At 73.0% G+C, this 18,296-nt stretch carries 16 protein-coding genes; 3 read left to right on the top strand and 13 right to left on the bottom strand.

All coding sequences use genetic code 11. The features are described 5' to 3' along the window. Window positions 1–39: 39 nt before the first annotated feature. The 8 genes from ABZ565_RS24725 to ABZ565_RS24690 all read right to left on the bottom strand — a co-directional run bounded on the left by ABZ565_RS24725 (window position 40) and on the right by ABZ565_RS24690 (window position 8,878). A complete protein-coding gene (locus ABZ565_RS24725) occupies window positions 40–1,578 on the bottom strand; it encodes a family 43 glycosylhydrolase (RefSeq protein ID WP_361030811.1) in 1,539 nt (512 codons plus the stop codon). Beyond that, the gene (locus ABZ565_RS24720; RefSeq protein WP_361030808.1) at window positions 1,575–2,402 is read right to left on the bottom strand and encodes a PmoA family protein; all 828 of its coding nucleotides are present in this window, start codon (window positions 2,400–2,402) and stop codon (window positions 1,575–1,577) included. The genes ABZ565_RS24725 and ABZ565_RS24720 overlap by 4 nt, the downstream gene beginning before the upstream one ends. After that, the gene (locus ABZ565_RS24715; RefSeq protein WP_361030805.1) at window positions 2,399–3,574 is read right to left on the bottom strand and encodes a Gfo/Idh/MocA family oxidoreductase; all 1,176 of its coding nucleotides are present in this window, start codon (window positions 3,572–3,574) and stop codon (window positions 2,399–2,401) included. Before ABZ565_RS24715 ends, ABZ565_RS24720 begins: the two co-directional genes overlap by 4 nt. A gap of 5 nt (window positions 3,575–3,579) precedes the next feature. After that, window positions 3,580–4,497: a carbohydrate ABC transporter permease gene (locus ABZ565_RS24710; protein ID WP_361030803.1), complete on the bottom strand. Its 918-nt coding sequence runs from the start codon at window positions 4,495–4,497 to the stop codon at window positions 3,580–3,582. Then, entirely contained in the window at window positions 4,494–5,423 is a 930-nt protein-coding gene (locus ABZ565_RS24705) for a sugar ABC transporter permease (RefSeq protein ID WP_143618859.1), read from the bottom strand. Before ABZ565_RS24705 ends, ABZ565_RS24710 begins: the two co-directional genes overlap by 4 nt. A gap of 142 nt (window positions 5,424–5,565) precedes the next feature. Further along, window positions 5,566–7,293, bottom strand: coding sequence for an L-arabinonate dehydratase (gene araD / locus ABZ565_RS24700; protein ID WP_361030799.1), 1,728 nt, complete (start codon window positions 7,291–7,293; stop codon window positions 5,566–5,568). Next, window positions 7,290–8,192: a dihydrodipicolinate synthase family protein gene (locus tag ABZ565_RS24695; RefSeq protein WP_361030796.1), complete on the bottom strand. Its 903-nt coding sequence runs from the start codon at window positions 8,190–8,192 to the stop codon at window positions 7,290–7,292. The genes araD and ABZ565_RS24695 overlap by 4 nt, the downstream gene beginning before the upstream one ends. Before the next feature lie 29 nt (window positions 8,193–8,221). Beyond that, window positions 8,222–8,878: a GntR family transcriptional regulator gene (locus ABZ565_RS24690; protein WP_361030793.1), complete on the bottom strand. Its 657-nt coding sequence runs from the start codon at window positions 8,876–8,878 to the stop codon at window positions 8,222–8,224. A 265-nt stretch (window positions 8,879–9,143) separates the two neighbouring features. Between ABZ565_RS24690 and ABZ565_RS24685 the strand changes: the two genes are divergently transcribed. After that, window positions 9,144–10,358, top strand: coding sequence for an MFS transporter (locus ABZ565_RS24685; RefSeq protein ID WP_361031050.1), 1,215 nt, complete (start codon window positions 9,144–9,146; stop codon window positions 10,356–10,358). Here ABZ565_RS24685 and ABZ565_RS24680 read toward each other — a convergent pair. Together ABZ565_RS24680 and ABZ565_RS24675 are read right to left on the bottom strand one after the other, a co-directional pair. Further along, a complete protein-coding gene (locus ABZ565_RS24680) occupies window positions 10,344–11,522 on the bottom strand; it encodes a hypothetical protein (RefSeq protein WP_361030790.1) in 1,179 nt (392 codons plus the stop codon). The two genes, ABZ565_RS24685 and ABZ565_RS24680, sit on opposite strands and share 15 nt — an antisense overlap. Beyond that, window positions 11,519–12,478 (bottom strand): 5-dehydro-4-deoxyglucarate dehydratase, encoded by a 960-nt coding sequence (locus tag ABZ565_RS24675; RefSeq protein WP_361030787.1) that lies wholly within the window; start codon window positions 12,476–12,478, stop codon window positions 11,519–11,521. Before ABZ565_RS24675 ends, ABZ565_RS24680 begins: the two co-directional genes overlap by 4 nt. A gap of 198 nt (window positions 12,479–12,676) precedes the next feature. Between ABZ565_RS24675 and ABZ565_RS24670 the strand changes: the two genes are divergently transcribed. Together ABZ565_RS24670 and ABZ565_RS24665 are read left to right on the top strand one after the other, a co-directional pair. Continuing rightward, on the top strand, window positions 12,677–13,492 hold the full coding sequence (locus tag ABZ565_RS24670; protein WP_361030784.1) for an NAD(P)-dependent oxidoreductase: 816 nt from the start codon (window positions 12,677–12,679) through the stop codon (window positions 13,490–13,492). Between the two features lie 107 nt (window positions 13,493–13,599). Beyond that, the gene (locus ABZ565_RS24665) at window positions 13,600–14,790 is read left to right on the top strand and encodes a TerD family protein (RefSeq protein ID WP_361030781.1); all 1,191 of its coding nucleotides are present in this window, start codon (window positions 13,600–13,602) and stop codon (window positions 14,788–14,790) included. 54 nt (window positions 14,791–14,844) lie between these two features. On the opposite strand, the gene ABZ565_RS24660 is transcribed toward ABZ565_RS24665, so the two are convergent. The 3 genes from ABZ565_RS24660 to ABZ565_RS24650 form a co-directional block, all read right to left on the bottom strand. Further along, window positions 14,845–15,075 (bottom strand): CarD family transcriptional regulator, encoded by a 231-nt coding sequence (locus ABZ565_RS24660; RefSeq protein ID WP_018104640.1) that lies wholly within the window; start codon window positions 15,073–15,075, stop codon window positions 14,845–14,847. A gap of 46 nt (window positions 15,076–15,121) precedes the next feature. Beyond that, complete coding sequence (locus tag ABZ565_RS24655) at window positions 15,122–16,600, bottom strand: alkaline phosphatase PhoX (protein ID WP_361030777.1); 1,479 nt, start codon at window positions 16,598–16,600, stop codon at window positions 15,122–15,124. A gap of 144 nt (window positions 16,601–16,744) precedes the next feature. Continuing rightward, window positions 16,745–18,250 carry a hypothetical protein gene (locus tag ABZ565_RS24650; protein WP_361030774.1) on the bottom strand — a complete coding sequence of 502 codons (1,506 nt, stop codon included), beginning with the start codon at window positions 18,248–18,250 and terminating at the stop codon, window positions 16,745–16,747. Window positions 18,251–18,296: the final 46 nt, after the last annotated feature.

Below are 18,296 nucleotides of genomic sequence, written 5' to 3'. Positions count from 1 at the left end.
ACGCGTGCATGGGGGGTTGCGCGCCGGACGGTGGTCCGGTTACGCGGTGACGTGGAAGCCGGTGAAGCGGGCGGTCCCGGTCGGGCCCGTCCCGGGCGGCGCGGTGGCGAACAGCCCGAGCAGCGCGCCGACCCAGCGCCACGGGGTGGCGGCGAAGACCTGCCCGGAGGGCCGGAACCCGGCCCCGTCCCCGGTGTCGGCGAGGAAGCGGCACCGGGCGCCGGGCGCCACCTCGATCCGCAGCCGCGCCGTGCCCGGGGGCGCCGGCCTGGCGTACCCCGCGTCGCGCTCGGCGGAGGCGGTCGTTTCGGCGAACCGGTGCACCAGCCGCACCCCGCCCTCCGCCTGCCGTTCGAGGCCGATCCAGGAGTAGGCGTCCCCGAGGACGGCGAACCCCGCCCTCGCCCCGGGCGCCTCGCTGTCCAGGGCGAGCCCGACCTCGGCGGTGAACGTCCCGGCGGGCAGCCGCTGGACCAGCACGTGGGGCAGGAGCCGCAGGTCGTGCGCGTCCTGGGCCGGGACGCAGCTCAGCCGCAGCCCGTCCCCGGCGTGCTCGACGGTCCAGCCGGGGCGCGGGTTCGCCGTCCACTGCCACTGCCTGCCGTAGCGGCCGCCCGGGAAGCTGTCGTCGCAGGCCGGGGCCTCGACGGGCTGGGCGGGCAGGGCGGGTTTGCGGTGCGTGGCGACGGGCTCGCCGGCGTCCCCGATGACCGGCCAGCCGTCACCGTCCCAGCGCATCGGCTGGAGGTGCACCACCCTCCCGTACGCCCCGCGCTCCTGGAAGTGCAGGAACCAGTCCTCACCGGACGGGGTGGTCACCCAGCCGCCCTGGTGGGGGCCGTTGACATCGGTGCGGCCCTGGGCGAGGACGACGCGCTCCGCGTAGGGACCGAAGAAGTCCCGGGAGCGGAAGGCGCCCTGCCAGCCCGTCGCGACCCCGCCCGCCGGGGCCAGGATCCAGAACTCGCCGCCGCGCCGGTAGAGCTTGGGGCCCTCCAGGGTGAACCAGCCGGGCAGCGTGTCGGCGTCGATCAGGGTCTTGCCGCCGTCCAGCAGTTCCCGCCCGTCGGGGCTCATCCGGTGTCCGGTGAGCCGGTTCTTGATCCCGGAGCGGGACTTGGCCCAGGCGTGCACGAGGTACGCCTCGCCGGTCTCCTCGTCCCACAGCGGGCACGGGTCGATCAGTCCCCGCCCGGCCTTCACCAGGTGCGGCGCGGTCCACGGGCCCCGGATGTCCTCGGCACTGATCTGCTGGATGCCGTGGTCGGGGTCGCCCCAGAAGATCCAGAACCGTCCGGCGTGGTGCCTGAGCGACGGCGCCCACACCCCGCAGTCGTGACGGGGCACCGCGAACTCGGCGGCGGGCTCCAGGCGGTCCAGGGCGTGCCCGGTCAGCGTCCAGTTGACGAGGTCGCGCGAGTGGAGCAGCGGCAGCCCGGGGGCGCGGCCGAAGCTGGAGGCGGTGAGGTAGAAGTCGTCGCCGACGCGGATCACGTCGGGGTCGGACCAGTCGGCGTTGAGGACCGGGTTGCGGTAGGTGCCGCCGAGGTCGGCGGTCCAGGGGCGGGCGGCGGTCACGCGGTCACCGCCCGGCGGACGAGGGCGGCGGCGGCGGCCCGGTCGAGCCGGCCGTCCGCGACGACGGTGACGACGCGGCGTACGACGGTGGCGCCGGCGGGGACGGGCAGCCGTTCGGCGGAGGCGAGGGAGGAGCCGACGCCCGGGTACTCGGCGGTGCGGACGAACCACGGGTCGCGGCGGGTCTCCTCGGTGGCCCCGGCGAAGACCAGGGACCAGCCGTCGCCGCAGAGCGCGACCCAGTCGGCGGCCCGCCCGTGCACCGCCTCCTCGCCGTCCGCCGCCGGGCCGAACACGGCCGGCGGGGACGCCTCCTTGGGGGCGCGCCAGAAGAAGCCGCCGTATCCGGCGCCGGGGCGGCCGTTGGTGGCGGGGCTGCCGATCGACAGGTCGCCGGGGCCGGGGTTGGTGAGCGAGAAGGAGAAGTCCAGCGCCCAGGCGGTGTCCGAGAGGGCGGTGGCGGCCACCGTGCGGTGCTCGCGCAGCAGTTCGCCGCCCTCGGCCTCCCAGCCGAGCTCCTCCACGAAGCCGTCCGGGTCGCACAGCTTCCAGCCGAGGTGGCGCTGCGTCCCGTGGTTGTCGAGCACGGTGGGCCCCTGGCCCCGGACGAAGGTGCGCCCACCCCAGAAGTTGTGCCCGGAGACGTCCGGGACGGCGACGGAGGCGCCGAGGTGGTGGACGTGGTCGGCCGGGCGCTCCTCGGTGACCGGGGTGCCGGCGAGGGTGGTGACCGGGTGGAAATAGGGGCGTCCCGCGTCGGCGGGGAGGTAGGTGTAGCGGCCGACGGGGCGGCCGGCGCAGCTGAGCAGGGCGGTGGTCGTCATGAGGAGGTCACCTCGCTGAGCGCCCAGGGGGCGCCGAGTTCGGAGAAGAGTGCGAGGGTTTCGGCGCCGGACGCGACCAGGGCGTCGATGCCGCGTACCACCCGGCGGGTGGCGCCGGTGCCGGGCACGGGGGCGGTGTGCCAGGCGTCGGACGGCAGGGGGCGCGGTTCGGGCGCGGTGCGTACGGCCTCCACGACGTCCATGAAGGCGCCGGTGCGCTCCGGCGGTACGAGGAGGGGGGTGCCCTCCGCCAGGTGGGCGACCAGGTTCTCCAGGAGGTCGGTGCGCCCGTGCACGGTTTCCAGCGGGCCGTGTCCGGCGCGCTGGACGAGGACGCGGTCCTGCTTGTACCAGAAGGTGACGCGGCCGCGGTCGCCGTGGACGATGACGTACGGCTCCCCCGCCTGTTCCGCGCAGAGGGTGACGGCGGCGGTGACGGGCGGCCCGGACGCGGTGGTGACACGTACGCAGGAGGTGTCGTCGGCCTCGATGTCGTGGGCGCGGAAGAGTTCGGTGTCGATCGCGGTGATGTCCTCGGCGGTGGTGCCGGCGAGTTCGAGGGCGGTGGCGACGGCGTGGGCGAGCGGGTTGGTGAGGACGCCGTCGACCACGTCGGTGTCGCCGATGCGGCGCCGCCCGGCCCAGGGTGCCCGCCGGTAGTAGGCGTCGTCGCGGACCCAGGCGCCCGCCGCCGCGTACCCGCGGACGGTGCCGATGGCGCCGGTGGCGACGAGTTCCCGGATGGCGGGGACGGCGTGCGAGCCGAAGGACTGGAAGCCCACCTGGCAGGCGGTGCCCGCGTCCCGCACCCCGGCGAGGATGCGGTCGAAGTCGGCGCGGGTGGCGGCGGGCGGCTTCTCCAGGAGGAGGTGCACGCCGCGCCCCGCGGCGGTCAGGGCGAGGGCGGTGTGGGTCTGGATGGGGGTGCAGATGACGGCGGCGCGGGCCCCGGTGGAGTCCAGGAGGGCCCCGAAGTCGGCGGACTGCTCGGGGGGTTCGTCCGCGAAGGCGTCGAGCTCGGTGGCGTCGAGCGGGGTGAGCTCGCAGATGCCGGCGAGGCGGACGAGGCCCTGGTGCTGGAGGCGGCGGATGTTGGCGAGGTGCCAGCGGCCGTGGCCCCGGGCGCCCGCGAGGACGATCGGTAGCGGGGTGGTGGGGGGCAGCGAGGTCATGTCCGTCACCCCTTCACGGCGCCGGCGCTGAAGCCGGTGATCAGCCACTTCTGGATGAAGGCGAAGACGATCACCACGGGCACCGCGGCGATCACCCCGCCCGCGGCGAGTGCGCCCAGGTCGACGCTGTCCGCGCCGATGAGGGTGTTCAGGCCGACCGGGATCGTCTGCTTGTCCTGCTCGCTGAGGAACATCAGGGCGAACAGGAAGTGGTTCCAGCTGTGCACGAAGGCGAACGAGCCGACGGCGATGAGCCCGGGGCGCAGCAGCGGCAGCACGACCGCGCAGAAGGCCCGGAAGCGCGAGCAGCCGTCCACCCAGGCGGCCTCCTCCAGGGAGGGCGGCACGTTCTTGATGAATCCGCTGATCAGGATGATGGAGAGCGGCAGTTGGAAGACCGTCTCGGCGATGACCACGCTCCCCAGGGAGTTGATCATCTGAAGGTTCTTGAAGATCTCGAAGAGCGGGACGAGCATCAGCGCGCCGGGGATGAACTGCGAGCAGAGCAGCGCCAGCATGAAGCCGTTCTTGATCTTGAAGTCGAACCGCGCGAGGGCGTAGCCGCCGGCCAGGGCGACGAGGGTCGTGGCAACCAGGGTGCAGACGCCGACGATCATGCTGTTCTGGAAGAAGACGGCGAAGCTGCGCTCGTTCCAGACCTTGGAGAAGTGCTCGCCGGTCATCGGCCACGGCACCAGCGAGGTGGAGCCGGCGGGCCGTACGGCGAAGAGGAACATCCAGTAGAACGGGACGAGCGTGAAGACCAGGTAGATGCCCAGGGGCACGTAGATCTGCCAGCGCGGTACGTCGTCGAAGGCGCGTTCGCGGCCGGGCCTGCGGCGGGGCGTGGCGGGCGGCGGGCCTTCGGGGGTGGCCGGCCGTGCGGCGTGGGTGCCGTTCTTCTCGGCGAGGGCGGCAGTCACTTGTGGTCGCCTCCGAACTTGCTCAGGCGCAGATAGACGATCGAGCAGAAGAGGAGGATCACGAAGGCGACGGTGGTGAGCGCGGAGGCGTAGCCGAAGTCGTGGCCCTCGATGCCGGTGTTGGCGACGTAGAGCGGCAGGGTGGTGGTCTCGCCGGCCGGTCCGCCGCCGGTGAGCGTGTAGAGCAGGTCGACGTTGTTGAACTCCCAGACCCCGCGCAGCAGCGTGGACAGGATGATCGCGTCCCGCAGGTGGGGCAGGGTGATGTGGAAGAACTGGCGCATCCGTCCGGCGCCGTCCACGGCGGCCGCCTCGTACAGCTCCTTGGAGACGGACTGGAGGTCGGCGAGGATGAGGATGGCGAAGAAGGGGACGCCGCGCCAGAGTTCGGAGACGGTGGCGGCCCAGAAGACGGTGCCGGTGTCGGAGAGCACCGAGGTGCCGTACTCGCCGATCCCGGCGTCCGCGAGGTAGCGGCTGAAGCCGGTCGAGGAGTTGTAGAGCAGGATCCAGATGGTGCTGGTCAGCACCCCGGAGACGGCCCAGGGCGAGAAGACCATGGCGCGGGAGATGCCCCGGCCGATGAAGGACTGGTTGACGATCAGGGCCAGCGCGAGCCCCAGTGTGAGCTGGAGCGCGACCTGCACGAAGACCCACTGGGCGCTGAAGCCGAGCGTCGTCCAGAACTGGTCGTCCTCGGTGAAGATCCGGGTGAAGTTGTCGAAGCCGGCGAAGCCGTTCCGCCACGGTTTGGTGACGTTGTAGTTCTGCAGGCTGTAGTAGAAGACGCTGACCACCGGGTAGGCGATGAAGCCGAGCATCAGCAGCCCCGCGGGGGCGATCAGCAGATACGGCAGCCTGCGGGGGCTCGCGGAGCGGCGCCTGGGCACCTTGGGCGGTGTGGCCGCGGCGGAGGCTTGGGCCATGACACGTCTCCGTTCTCTCTGTACGGGGTGCGGGTCGTGCGGTGTTACGCGGCGGAGCCGGTGGTGCGTGTAGTACGCAAGCGCTTCCCGCATGCTGTTCGGTATCCCGAACAAGGGGGCGCCGGAATTCCTGAGGGGCCGTTCAGCCGGCGTACGGGTCGGGCACTTCTCCCGGCCGGGCCAGGAAGGCGAAGTCGCAGCCGGTGTCGGCCTGGGTGATCTGGTCCTGGTAGAGCGCCTGGTAGCCGCGCTCGTACCGGGCGGGCGGCGGGGTCCATTCGGCGCGGCGGCGGGCCAGTTCCTCGTCGGACACGTCGAGGTTCAGCGACCGCGCCTCGACGTCCAGGGTGACGAGGTCACCGGTGCGGACGAGGGCGAGGGGCCCGCCGACGAAGGACTCGGGCGCGATGTGCAGCACGCACGCCCCGTAACTGGTGCCGCTCATCCGGGCGTCGGAGAGCCTCACCATGTCCCGTACACCTTGCTTGAGCAGGTAGTCGGGGATCGGCAGCATGCCGTACTCGGGCATTCCGGGACCGCCCTTGGGGCCCGCGTTGCGCAGGACCAGGACATGGTCGGGGGTGAGCGCGAGCGCCGGGTCGTTGATGGTGCGCTGCATCTCCTTGTAGTCGTCGAAGACGACCGCGGGTCCGGTGTGGCGCAGCAGGTGCGGTTCGGCGGCGATGTGCTTGATGACGGCGCCGTCCGGGCAGAGGTTGCCGCGCAGCACCGCCACGCCGCCCTCGTCGGCGAGCGGGTTGGAGCGCTCCCGTATGACGTCGTCGTTGTGCACGAGCGCGCCGTCGAGCTGTTCGCGCAGGGTGTCGTGCGAGACCGTGGGGCGGTCCAGGTGCAGTACGTCGGTCAGCCGGGCCAGGAAGCCGGGGAGCCCGCCGGCGAAGTGGAAGTCCTCCATCAGGTACTTCCCGCCGGGGCGCAGGTTGGCCAGGACCGGGACGGTGCGGGCGACGCGGTCGAAGTCGTCGAGGGTGAGCTCGATCCCGGAGCGGCCGGCCATCGCGATGAGGTGGATGACCGCGTTGGTGGACCCGCCGAGCGCGAGGACGGTGGCGACGGCGTCCTCGTACGCCTCCGCAGTGAGGATCCGGGAAAGCTTCCGCTGCTGCCACACCAGTTCGACGATGCGCAGCCCGGAGGCGGCGGCCATCCGGTCGTGGCCGGAGTCGACGGCGGGGATCGAGGAGGCGCCGGGGACGGTGACGCCGAGCGCCTCGGCGGCCGCGGTCAGGGTGGACGCGGTGCCCATGGTCATGCAGTGGCCGGGCGAGCGGGCGAGACCGTTCTCCAGTTCGCCCATCTCGCAGTCACCGATGAGCCCGGCGCGCTTGTCGTCCCAGTACTTCCACATGTCGGTGCCGGAGCCCAGGACCTCGTTGCGCCAGTGCCCCGGCAGCATCGGCCCGGCCGGTACGAAGACGGCCGGCAGGTCCACGGAGGCCGCGCCCATCAGCAGGGCCGGGGTGGACTTGTCGCAGCCGCCGAGCAGCACCGCCCCGTCGACGGGGTAGGAGCGCAGCAGCTCCTCGGTCTCCATCGCCAGCATGTTGCGGTAGAGCATCGGGGTCGGCTTCTGGAAGGTCTCCGAGAGCGTGGAGACCGGGAACTCCAGCGGGAAGCCGCCCGCCTGCCAGACCCCGCGCTTCACGGCCTGCGCACGGTCGCGCAGGTGGACGTGGCAGGGGTTGATGTCCGACCAGGTGTTGAGGATCGCGATGACGGGCTTGCCGAGGTGCTCCTCGGGGAGGTAGCCGAGCTGGCGGGTGCGGGCGCGGTGGCTGAACGAGCGGAGCCCGTCGGTGCCGTACCACTGGTGGCTGCGCAGTTCCTCGGGGGCGATGCGGTCGGTCATATGGACCACCCGGCGATCTGGTCGGCGACCTCGGCGCGCTGGGCCTCGGGCAGCACCCGGCTGGGCGGGCGCACCGAGCGGTCGCACAGCCCGAGCGCGGCCAGGGCCTCCTTGACGACGGTGACGTTGTTGGCGGACTGCCGGTCGGCGCGCAGCTCCTCGAAGCGGCGGATCTGCTCCCAGACCTTCATGGCCGCCGGGTGGTCGCCGGCCCGCAGCGCCTCCAGCATGGCCAGCGAGACGCCGGGCGCCACGTTGACCAGCCCGGAGGTGAAGCCGGTGGCGCCGGCCGAGAAGTAGGCCGGGGCGTACAGCTCGGCGAGGCCGGCGACCCAGACGAACCGGTCCAGGCCGGCGTCGCGGGCGAAGGCGGCGAAGCGGGCGGCGTCCGGCACCGCGTACTTGACGCCGATGACGTTGGGGCAGCTGTCGGCGAGCACGGCCAGGCAGGAGCCGTCGAGGCGCGGGTTGCGGATGTACGGGACGACCCCGAGCCCGGGCACCGCCTCCGCGATGGCGCGGTGGTAGTCGATCCAGCCGTCCTGCGAGACGTACGGGTGGACGGGCTGGTGGACCATCACCATCTCGGCCCCGGCGTCCCTGGCGTGCTCGGCGGCGGCGACGGCGGTCGGCACGTCGTGCCCGACGCCGACCAGGACCGTGGCGCGGCCGCCGGCCTCGTCGACGGTCAGCTCGGTGACGGTGCGCCGCTCCTCGGGGGTGAGCGCGTAGAACTCCCCGGTGTTGCCGTTCGGGGTGACGATGCGCACGCCGCCGTCGAGCAGTCTCCGCAGCAGGGCGCGGTGCGCCGTCGTGTCGATGGTCCCGTCCCCGGCGAACGGGGTGACCGGGATCGCCACGACATCTGCGAGGGCCGCCTTCAGCGGTGTGAGGTCCATGCGGACTGGCCTTTCGTCGGTGTGCCGGTTCACGCCGCGCCGTCCCCGTCCTCGTCGTCGGGGAAGGCGCGGCGGACGAACGACGCGATGTGGTCGTGCAGGGCCCCGGCCGCCGCGTCCGCGTCGTCGGCGAGCGCGAGCCGCAGGATCTCCCGGTGCTCGGCCGCCTCCCGCTCCCAGGACGGGATGGTCGACCAGGCGACCGTGGAGACGAGCGCCGCCTGGTCGCGGACCTCGTCCAGCATCCGGGCCAGCAGCGGGTTGCCGCAGGGCAGGTAGAGCGCCCGGTGGAAGTCCCGGTTGGCGAGCGACCGGTCGGCCTTGTCGCCCGCCGTGTCCGCCCGCTCCAGGGCCTCCTGCGCCGCGTCGAGCGACGCCTTGCGGGTGATCGAGCGGCGCAGTGCCTCGGGTTCGAGCAGCAGCCGTACGTCGTACACCTCGCGGGCCATGGCGGCGTCGACGAGCCGGACGGTGGCGCCCTTGTACTGGCTCATGACGACGAGTCCGGTGCCGGCGAGGGTCTTCAGCGCCTCGCGTACCGGGGTCTTGGAGACCCCGAACTGCGCGGCGAGCTCGGTCTCCACGAGCGCCTGCCCCGGCCTCAGTTGTGCCGTGAGGATCGCGTGCTTGACCGCCTCCAGCACGTACTGGGTGCGGGACGGAATCGGGGTGGGCGCAAAGGTCATGGGTGAAGGGCTCTCACATCTCGCGTATCGCGTCTCATATATGACGTACGGAGTACGACGCGATGAAGCTAGGGCCGCCGCGAATGTTTCGTCAACGCTTCTGACGAAAGAACTTCTCGGGACCGGGACATGTGCCGTACACGGATTCCGGTGTGCCGGCCGCGAGTTGCCCGGTGTAGGGCATCTGCCCGATGCCGCGCCGGGGCCTCAGCCGCCAGCCTGACCGCATGACGAACGTGCAGGTCAGGAAGGTGCGGTGGGTGTGATGGCGGTGGGGCGGGTGCTACGGGACCGGACGGCGGGGCTGTTCCTCACCGCGGTCGTGGTCTCCGGATTCGGCAGCTCGGCGATGACTCTGGCGGCCGGGATCTGGGTCAAGTCGCTGACGGGTTCGGACGCGTTGGCGGCGCTCGCCCTGTTCGCGGTCTGGCTGCCGGTCCTGTTCGGGCCGCTCCTCGGGGCGGTGGCGGACCGCCTGCCGCGCAAGCCGCTGCTGGTGGGCGCGAACGCCACCCTGGCGGTCCTGATGGCCGTGCTCGCGGCAGCGGGCGCGGAGGGGCGCGTATGGCTGCTGTTCGCGGTGCTCGTGCTGTACGGGTGCGCCTCGGTGCTGATGGACTCGGCGGAGTCGGCCGTGGTGGCGGGGGCGGTCCCGCCCGACCTGCTGGGCGACTTCAACGGCCTGCGGATGATGGCGAACGAGAGCATGAAACTGGTCGCCCCGCTGACCGGCGCCGGGCTCTACGCCCGCTTCGGCGGCGGCGCGGTGGCCCTCCTGGACGCGGTCTCCTTCGCCCTGGCGGCCGGTCTCTACGCACTGCTGCGGGTACGCCGGACGGCCCGCCCCTCGCCGCTGGGTCCGGGCGGCTGGACGGCCGGGCTGCGGCAGCTGTGGGGGTCGCCGGTGGTGCGCCCGCTGGTCCTCGCCGCCTCGGCCACGATGCTGTGCGCGGGGCTCAACGGAGCGACGCTGTACGCCGTCGTGGACGACACCCTCGGCCACTCCCCCGCGTACGCGGGTGTGCTGTCGGTCGCCCAGGGGCTCGGGTCCGTCACAGTCGGGCTGCTCGCGGGCGCGCTGATGCGCCGGCTGCCGGGCCGGGTGTTCGCGGCGGCCGGGATCGCGGTGTTCGGGGTCGCGGTGGGGCTGCGGGCCGTGCCGTCCGACGCGGTGGCGCTCACCGCGTGCGCCCTGATCGGGGTGGGCCTGCCGTGCGTCCTGATCGCCGCCCTGACGGCGGTGCAGCGGGAGACCCCCGACGCGGTCCTGGGCCGGACGGCGGCGACCGCCGACACGCTGATGATGTCGCCGAACGCGGTGGCTCTGGGGATCGGCGCGGGCCTGGTGGCGCGGGTAGACGTCACGGTGCTGCTGCCCCTGGTGGGCGCGGGGGCGGTGCTGACGGCAGCGCTGCTGCTGGCGGCGGGCCGCCGGGAACGGGTGGCTCCCGGCGGCCCGCCCGTCTCAGCCGAGGCGTGAGAGCGCCCCGGCGACCGTCACGAGGTCCGGGTCCGAGGCCAGGCCGGCGTGGTAAAGGCGGAGCTGGTCGGCGCCGAGCGAGGCGGCGTGCGCGGCGTCCCGCTCCAGCGTGTCCGGGCTGCCGCCCATGCCGCGCACCACGGTGAGGTTGGCGGCGACGACCGCGTCGGAAGCGCCGGCGAACGGCCCGAGCACCGCCTCCCGCGCCGCGTCCGCCCCGGTGCACGGCAGCACCACGCCGTCCGCCACGGACAGGATGTGCCCCGGGTCGACGCCCACGTTGGCCCCGCAGCGGTACGGCGCGGGGTCGGCGTGCAGCAGCACCTGGAACCCGGGCGCAGCGGCCGCCCGCACCGCGCCGGTCACCGCTTCCTGGAGGCCCCGGGCCACCCCCGTGCGCCACCGCAGCGTCGCCTCCGCGAGGTCGGCGCCGAGCAGCTTTCCGACGGCGTCCCAGCCCGCGTCCGGTGCTCCGGACCCGGCCCAGACCGGTGCCAGGGCCCGGCGCACGGCCGCGCCCAGCTCCTCGGGGTCGAGGCCCTGTCCGGCGTAACCGGCCCGGCAGACGGCGCAGAAGCAGAGCGACATCAGGTACTGCGCCGCGTCCCCGAGCCCGACGCCCGCCACCTTGTCGTGGGCGTGCAGATGGGCGAAGCCGTACCAGCCGCAGGACTCCAGCTCGGTGCCCAGCGCCCCGTCGCGTACCGCCGCCTCCGCCGCGAGGTCCACCAGGTAGGCGCGGACCTCCGGGCGCGCGATGCAGGGCGCCCACGGGTAGCGGTCCCCGTAGGCGTTGACCACGGAGGTGTCCGGATGGTCCGCGCCCAGGCGTGAGCTGTGCGCGAGCACCACCCAGCTGTGCACGTCGAGACCCGCGCCGGACAGCGCCTCGGCGGCCTCGGCGAAGGGGTCGTCGGAGGCCGTCCACGCCTGCCGGTACGGGCGGAGCGCCCGGTCCGCCCAGCGGCCGTCGTCCGGCGGGTACAGGACCGCCGCGTACTCGGCCGTGACGATGCGGTGGCCGGGGTGGCGGGGGGTCAGCGCCCGGGTGGAGTGGTAGGCGGCTGCGAGTGTCACCTGCTGGACGCCGAGGTCCGCGATGCGGGCGGGGGCGTCCGGGTCACCGACGACGTCCCAGGGGTAGAGGAAGGCGGACGCCCTCATCCGCGCCCCTCCGCCCCGTGCCGTTCCAGCAGGGCGCGGCCGCTCGCGATGATCTCCGTGAGCTCCTTGATGTGGGCGGCCGGCGGCTCGGTGAGCGGGCTGCGCACCGGGCCGACGTCCAGGCCGTTGAGGCGGACGCCCGCCTTGACGAGGGATACGGCGTAACCGCGCCCCTGGGCCCGGAGCTCGACGAGCGGCCGGTAGAAGGAGTCGAGCAGCGCGTTGACCAGGGCGTCGTCGCCGGAGTCCAGCGCGCGGTAGAAGGCGAGCGCGATGTCCGGGGCGAAGGCGAAGACGGCCGAGGAGTACAGCGTGACGCCGATGCCCCGGTAGGCGAGGCCGGTGAGTTCGGCGGTGGGCAGCCCGTTGAAGTAGAGGAAGTCCTCCCCCGGCAGCCCGGTGCGCACCGCGCTCACGATGCGCTGCATGAGGTCCAGGTCGCCGTAGCCGTCCTTCAGGCCGATGATCCCCGGGGTCCGGGCCAGGGCGAGCACGGTCTCGGGGGTGAAGACGGCGTTGTCGCGCTGGTAGACGATGGTCTCCAGGCCGGTCGCCCCGGCCAGCGCCGTGTAGTGGGCCAGCAGTCCCTCCTGGTCCGCGTGGACCAGGTACGGGGGCATGGCGAGGAGCCCGTCCGCGCCGGCCTCCTCGGCCAGCTGGGCGAAGTGGACGGCCAGCGCGGTGCCGTACCCGGCGCCCGCGACGACCGGCACCTGCCCGGCGGTCTCCGCCACGGCGGCGGCGACGACGCGCCGGAACTCCTCCGGCGTCAGGGCGTGGAACTCCCCGGTGCCGCAGCACGCGAAGACGGCCGCCGCGCCCGCGTCGATGCCCTGGCGGACGTGCGCCCGGAAGGCGTCCAGATCGACGGAGCCGGTCGCGTCGTACGCGGTGACGGGGAAGAAGAGCGGCCCGGCAACGGCGGTGAGCCGGGCGGCAAGCGGGTCTGAGCTCACGGGCGCCTCCTGAGGCGTGCGCATCTCTGATTGGTGTCCATATTTATGAACGATGCCTAAGCTAGGCCCGGCGAGGCGCCGGGGTCAAGGCGCCGACGCCCCGGTCCGGGCCAACCCTGCGCGGGGTTCTCTTGACGCCCCCCGACCCCCCGCATACCTTGTCCACGCATGTGAACCTGATCCAAGAGGAGACCCCGCATGCCCGCCGAAAAGCCCCGCACCGTCCTGCTCACCGGCGCCGCCGGCGGCCTCGGCACGCTGATGCGCGAGCTGCTGCCCGCCCACGGCTACACGCTGCGCCTGTTCGACATGGTGCCGATCGAGGGCGAGCCGGACGCGATCACCGCCGACCTCGGGGACCGGGAGGCGCTGCGCGCGGCCGTGACCGGGGTCGACGCGATCATCCACCTCGCGGGCATCTCGCTGGAAGCCTCGTTCGACAAGATCCTCAAGGCGAACATCGAGGGCACGTACAACCTGTACGAGGCAGCGCGCGAGGCCGGTGTCCGCCGCGTCGTGTTCGCCTCGTCCAACCACGCGGTGGGCTTCACCCCGCGCCCGCGCCCGGGCGATCCGCTGATCCCGGTGGAGACCCCGCGCCGCCCCGACACCTTCTACGGCCTCTCCAAGTCGTTCGGCGAGGACCTCGCCCAGCTGTACTGGGACCTGCACGGCGTGGAGACGGTCTCCGTCCGCATCGGCTCCTGCTTCCCGGAGCCGACCTCCGTACGGATGCTCTCGGTGTGGATGAGCCCGGCCGACGGCGCCCGGCTCTTCGACGCCGCGCTCACCGCCGGGAACGTCGGACACACCGTCGTGTACGGCTCGTCGGACAACACCCGGCTGTGGTGGGACCTCGGCTCGGCCCGCGCGCTGGGCTACGAGCCGCGCGACGACTCGGAGCCGTATGCGGCGAAGCTCGTCGCGGAACAGGGCGAGCTGGATCCCGGCAACCCGGACCACGCCCACCTCGGCGGCCACTTCTGCACCAACCCGCCGGTCTGGCCGCACTGACCCGTGCGGGCAGGGGAACAGGCCGCCGGAACGGGGCATTCCGCCGTACGGGCGAAGCTGTCGAAAGGTAAGGGAACGGCAAAGCCGGGTCGTTCGTTCATCCGGACATGACCGCTATGACACCTGGCTCGAATCTTCCGCTCAGCGCCGTCCGCGTGGCGGTGGACGTCGCCGCGCCCGTGCGGCTCGACGTCTCGGGCCTGCTGCTCACCGCCGACGGCAAGGTGCGCTCCGACGACGACTTCATCTTCTACAACCAGCCCGCGGGCCCCGGCGTGAGCTACCGCTCCGGCGGCGGCAGCGCGCCGGACGCCGTCGTCGTGGACACCGCGTCGGTGCCCGCCGGCATCGAGAAGATCGTCGTCACGGCGAGCCCGGACGCCTCCGGCCAGACCTTCCAGGGCGTGGAGCCGACCGCCACCGTGCGCAACGCGGACGACGGCGCCGTGATCGCCTCCTTCACCCCGCCCGGGCTGGGCGCCGAGACCGCGCTCGTGATCGTGGAGGTCTACCGGCGCGGCGGCGCCTGGAAGGTCCGCGCGGTCGGCCAGGGCTACGCGAACGGCCTGGCCGGCATCGCCACGGACTTCGGCGTCACGGTCGAAGAGCCCGCCGCCGCCCCGGCCGTCGCCGCCCCCGCCGCCCCCGCCGCCCCGGCACCGGTCGCCGCCCCCGCGCCCCCGGCCGCTCCGGCCGCCCCTCCGGCCCCGGCGGCACCCGGCCGGATCAACCTGGACAAGGGCCGGGTCAGCCTCCGGAAGAACGAGACGGTCTCGCTGGTCAAGGCGGGGCGCCCGCTGCTCTCCCAGGTCAAGATGGGTCTCGGCTGGGAGCCCGCCTTCCGGGGCAAGGACATCGACCTGGACGCCTCGGTCATCGCGTACGGGCCCCAGCGCAACCACCTGGACAGCTGCTATTTCGGCAAGCTGTCCATCCTGAACGGCGCGATCAAGCACTCCGGGGACAATCTCACCGGTGAGGGGGCGGGGGACGACGAGGTGATCACCGTCGACCTGGGCCGGATCCCGGCGGAGGCGACGGGCCTGGTGTTCACGGTCAACTCGTTCACGGGCCAGAAGTTCACCGAGGTGGCCAAGGCGTACTGCCGGCTGGTCGACGCCGCCACCGACGAGGAGCTGGTCCGCTTCGATCTGACCGGGGCCGAGCCGCAGACCGGCGTGATGATGGCCAAGCTGATCAAACAGTTCTCCGGAGAGTGGGAGATGACCGCGATCGGCGACTTCGTGAAGTCCCGGACCGTCCGGGGCATGGTCAAGCCGGCCGCCCAGGCGCTCTAGGGCATGGTTAAGGGGCCGTCCGCGCGGCTGGCGGACGGCCCCTTTGTGACGGCCTCAGAGCTTGGTGAGCTTGGAGTACGGGCTCATGATGCGGCCCTGGCGGCCCGCGAAGTCGATGAGCACCGCATCGTTGTCGCCCTCGACGGCGAGGACGCGCCCGAGACCGAACTGGTCGTGCGAGACCCGGTCACCCACGTCGAACAATTCGACCGGTGGGGCCGCCTGGGCCGGGCGGTTGAAGGGACTGGACGGCAGGTGGCGCCGGGAGCCGGCTGACTGTTTCATTGCTTCGAGTATGCGCCCCCGGCGGGCCCGACGCCATGCCCCGCAGTTAACGGTTGGGCTGCCGCTTCCACGGACCCGTGATCGCGACCATGATCCCCGGGGTCTGGATGTTGGCGAACAGGGTCCGCCCGTCCGGCGAGAACGTGACCCCGGTGAACTCGCTGTACTCCGGCTCCTCCGCGCTGCCGATGTTCAGCTCGTTGCGCGCGATCGGGTACGTACGGCCGCTCTCGGTCGCCCCGAAGAGGTGCTGGACGCCCTCGCCGTCCTCGGCGATGACCAGGCCGCCGTACGGCGAGACGGTGATGTTGTCCGGGCCGTCGAACGCGCCGTCCTTCGACGGGTCCGGGTTGACGCCGAGGAGCACCTTCAGGGTCAGCGTGCGGCGCTTCGGGTCGTAGAACCAGACCTGGCCGTCGTGCTGGACGGGGCTCTCGTCACGGGCGAAGGAGGACACGACGTACGCACCGCCGTCGGCCCACCACATGCCCTCCAGCTTGCGGGCGCGGGTGACCTCGCCGGCCGCGAACTGCTTGCGCACCGAGACGGACGTGGCGTCGCGGTCCGGCACGTCCACCCAGTCCACGCCGTACACGGTGCCGGTCTTCGTGGCCCGGGAGAGGTCGTCGACGAATGTGCCGCGCTTGTCGAAGCACTTGAACGCCTGGAGGACCCCGGCGTCGTCCGCGAGGGTGCGCAGCTTGCCCCGGCCGTGCCGGAAGCCGTGCGGCGGCACCCAGCGGTAGAGCAGACCGTTGGGGCCCGAGGCGTCCTCGGTGAGGTAGGCGTGGCCCTGCTTGGGGTCGATGACGACCGCCTCGTGCGCGTACCGGCCGAACGCCTTGACCGGGCGCGGGGAGCGGTTGGCGCGCTTGTCGTACGGGTCGACCTCGAAGACGTAGCCGTGGTCCTTCAGCAGGCCGTTCTTGCCGGCCTTGTCCTCGGTCTCCTCGCAGGTGAGCCAGGTGCCCCACGGGGTGGCGCCGCCCGCGCAGTTGGTGGAGGTGCCGGCGATGCCGACCCACTCGGCGGTGCGGCCGTCGCGGCGGGTCTCCACGACGGTGCAGCCGCCCGCCGCGACCGGGTCGTAGACCAGGCCCTCGGTGAGGGGCACGGGGTGCTCCCAGCCGGCCCTGGTGCCGCTCAGCTCGTGGTTGTTGACCAGGAGGGTCACCCCGCGCGGACCCTCGAAGGCGGCTGTACCGTCGTGGTTGGACGGCGTGTACTCGCCGCTGTCCAGCTTGGTGACCCCGCAGTGCGTGATGATCCGGTACGAGAATCCGGCGGGCAGCGCGAGTATGCCCTTCGGGTCGGGGCGCAGCGGGCCGTACCCGGGACCGTGCTCATGGCCGTGGCCGTGACCGTCGTGGTCGTGGTCGTCGTGGCCGTGGCCGTGGCCGTGGGCCGAGTCCCCGGCGGCGAGGGCGCCGGGCGCGGTGGCCAGCGCGGCGACGGTTCCGGTGAGGGCGATGCCGGCGCCGGTGAGGGCGGACTGTCTGGTGAATTCCCTGCGCGTGAAGGCCATCACGTACTCCTGGTGCTGCGGGGGCGTGCTGTTGACGGGCTCACCGTTCCGTCCGTTCCCCAACACCAGTTGAACCCGCGACGACTTCGGGGCGACCCGTCAGGTGAACTTCGGCCGCCCCTCACACCGTCGTGGTACGCCCGCTCAGTCGGCCGAACCGCCGCGCGAGCGCGCCTTGAACGCGGCCTTGCGGGCGTCCTTGGCCTGCTTCTTGTCGCTGTGCAGCCGCCCCATCGCCTCCAGGACCTCCGCTGTGGCCGGGTGGTCGACGCGCCACGCCTCCTCGAAGAAGCCGCTGTGCTGGCCGGACAGGCCCTCGACCAGGCCCTGGAGCTCTTCGAGGTCGCCGGCGGCCTCCAGCTGGGCCGCGATCGTGTCGACGGCGAGCCAGAAGATCATCTCCTCCGAGGGCGCCGGGACGTCCTCCGCGCCGCGTTCGGCGAGCCAGACGCGGGCCAGGCCGCCGAGTTCCCGATCGTCGAGCACCGCGCGCACGGCGGGCTCCGCCTCGGCGCCGACCAGGGCGAGCGCCTGCTGGCAGTGCAGCCTGCGCAACGGCCCCAGCTCGTCCGAACCCCGCGCCGCGTCCAGGAGTTCGGCGGCGGCGCCGTCCGAGCCCCGGCGGGTCAGCCACAGCTGGATCTCGGCGCGCGCGACGGCCTCCGGGTAGTGGGCGACGCCGCCGAGGAGCGCGTCGGCGCCCTTGTCCGCGAGGTCTCCGATCGCCGGGGCGTCCACTCCGGCGTCCAGCATGCGGGCGCGGATGCCGTAGAGGCCGAGGGGCGTCAGCCGGACCATGCCGTACCGGGTGACGTCCTCCTCGTCGCCCGGGGACAGGGCGTCCTCGCCCTCCTCGACCAGCAGCGCCTCGTCCACCGGCTGGTACTCGACGATGCCGATGGGTTCGAGGACCCGGAACTGGTCGTCCAGCCGCATCATCGCGTCCGAGACCTGCTCCAGGACGTCGTCGGTGGGCTCGCCCATGTCGTCGGGGACGATCACCGAGGCGGCGAGCGCGGGCAGCGGCACGGGCGCCCCGTCCGCCCCGTCGCCGACGGTGAGCAGGTAGAGGTTGCCGAGGACGCCGTCCAGGAATTCGGTCTCGGTCTCCGGATCCCAGTCGAGCGCGTCGAAGTCGACCGAGCCGTCCTCGCCGATGAGGTCCGCGAAGTCGTCGAAGGCGGGCGCGGTGGCGTCGGCGTACGCGGCCTCCAGGCCGTCGAGCCAGATCGCGAGGACGTCCGCCGGTGAACCCCCGGTCAGCAGCGCCAGGTTCTCGCCGGCCGTGACGGTCCCGGCCGGCTCCTCGTCCCCGCCCCCGGGCTCGTCGTCCTCGTGGAATCCGTCGTCCGGGTCTCCCGGCTCACCCGCGGGGTCCTCGATCTCGACCAGCCCGGTGTCCACGGCGAGCCGCCACGCCTCGCTGGCCTCCGCCGCGCCGTCCTCGTCCGGCGTGAGGCCGAGGAGTTCGGCGGCGGCGGGCAGCTGGGCGTCGGCCAGTTCACCGCCGGCGCCGACCCTGGTGTCCGGGCCGGCCCAGCGGGCGAGCCGTGCGGCACGGGCGAGCAGCGGCGCGGCAAGGGCGTCCCGTGCCAGCTCGGCCTCGGTGTGCAGCCGGACCGGCGGCAGGGTCGGGCGCTCTGCGGACATCAGGGGGTCTCCTCGGAACGTACGGGGTTTCGGTCGCCGGGCCGGC

Source organism: Streptomyces sp. NPDC016469, assembly GCF_040632905.1.
Taxonomy (GTDB): Bacteria; Actinomycetota; Actinomycetes; order Streptomycetales; family Streptomycetaceae; genus Streptomyces.
This window is presented reverse-complemented; position numbering and strand designations above follow the sequence as displayed.

What these genes read in the sequence shown, in the direction of transcription:
- ABZ565_RS24720 (WP_361030808.1), bottom strand. Translation starts at nt 2,402, where the DNA reads ATGACGACCACCGCCCTGCTCAGCTGCGCCGGCCGCCCCGTCGGCCGC.
- ABZ565_RS24715 (WP_361030805.1), bottom strand. Translation starts at nt 3,574, where the DNA reads ATGACCTCGCTGCCCCCCACCACCCCGCTACCGATCGTCCTCGCGGGC.
- ABZ565_RS24705 (WP_143618859.1), bottom strand. Translation starts at nt 5,423, where the DNA reads ATGGCCCAAGCCTCCGCCGCGGCCACACCGCCCAAGGTGCCCAGGCGC.
- araD (WP_361030799.1), bottom strand. Translation starts at nt 7,293, where the DNA reads ATGACCGACCGCATCGCCCCCGAGGAACTGCGCAGCCACCAGTGGTAC.
- ABZ565_RS24695 (WP_361030796.1), bottom strand. Translation starts at nt 8,192, where the DNA reads ATGGACCTCACACCGCTGAAGGCGGCCCTCGCAGATGTCGTGGCGATC.
- ABZ565_RS24690 (WP_361030793.1), bottom strand. Translation starts at nt 8,878, where the DNA reads ATGACCTTTGCGCCCACCCCGATTCCGTCCCGCACCCAGTACGTGCTG.
- ABZ565_RS24685 (WP_361031050.1), top strand. Translation starts at nt 9,144, where the DNA reads ATGGCGGTGGGGCGGGTGCTACGGGACCGGACGGCGGGGCTGTTCCTC.
- ABZ565_RS24680 (WP_361030790.1), bottom strand. Translation starts at nt 11,522, where the DNA reads ATGAGGGCGTCCGCCTTCCTCTACCCCTGGGACGTCGTCGGTGACCCG.
- ABZ565_RS24670 (WP_361030784.1), top strand. Translation starts at nt 12,677, where the DNA reads ATGCCCGCCGAAAAGCCCCGCACCGTCCTGCTCACCGGCGCCGCCGGC.
- ABZ565_RS24665 (WP_361030781.1), top strand. Translation starts at nt 13,600, where the DNA reads ATGACCGCTATGACACCTGGCTCGAATCTTCCGCTCAGCGCCGTCCGC.
- ABZ565_RS24660 (WP_018104640.1), bottom strand. Translation starts at nt 15,075, where the DNA reads ATGAAACAGTCAGCCGGCTCCCGGCGCCACCTGCCGTCCAGTCCCTTC.
- ABZ565_RS24655 (WP_361030777.1), bottom strand. Translation starts at nt 16,600, where the DNA reads ATGGCCTTCACGCGCAGGGAATTCACCAGACAGTCCGCCCTCACCGGC.
- ABZ565_RS24650 (WP_361030774.1), bottom strand. Translation starts at nt 18,250, where the DNA reads ATGTCCGCAGAGCGCCCGACCCTGCCGCCGGTCCGGCTGCACACCGAG.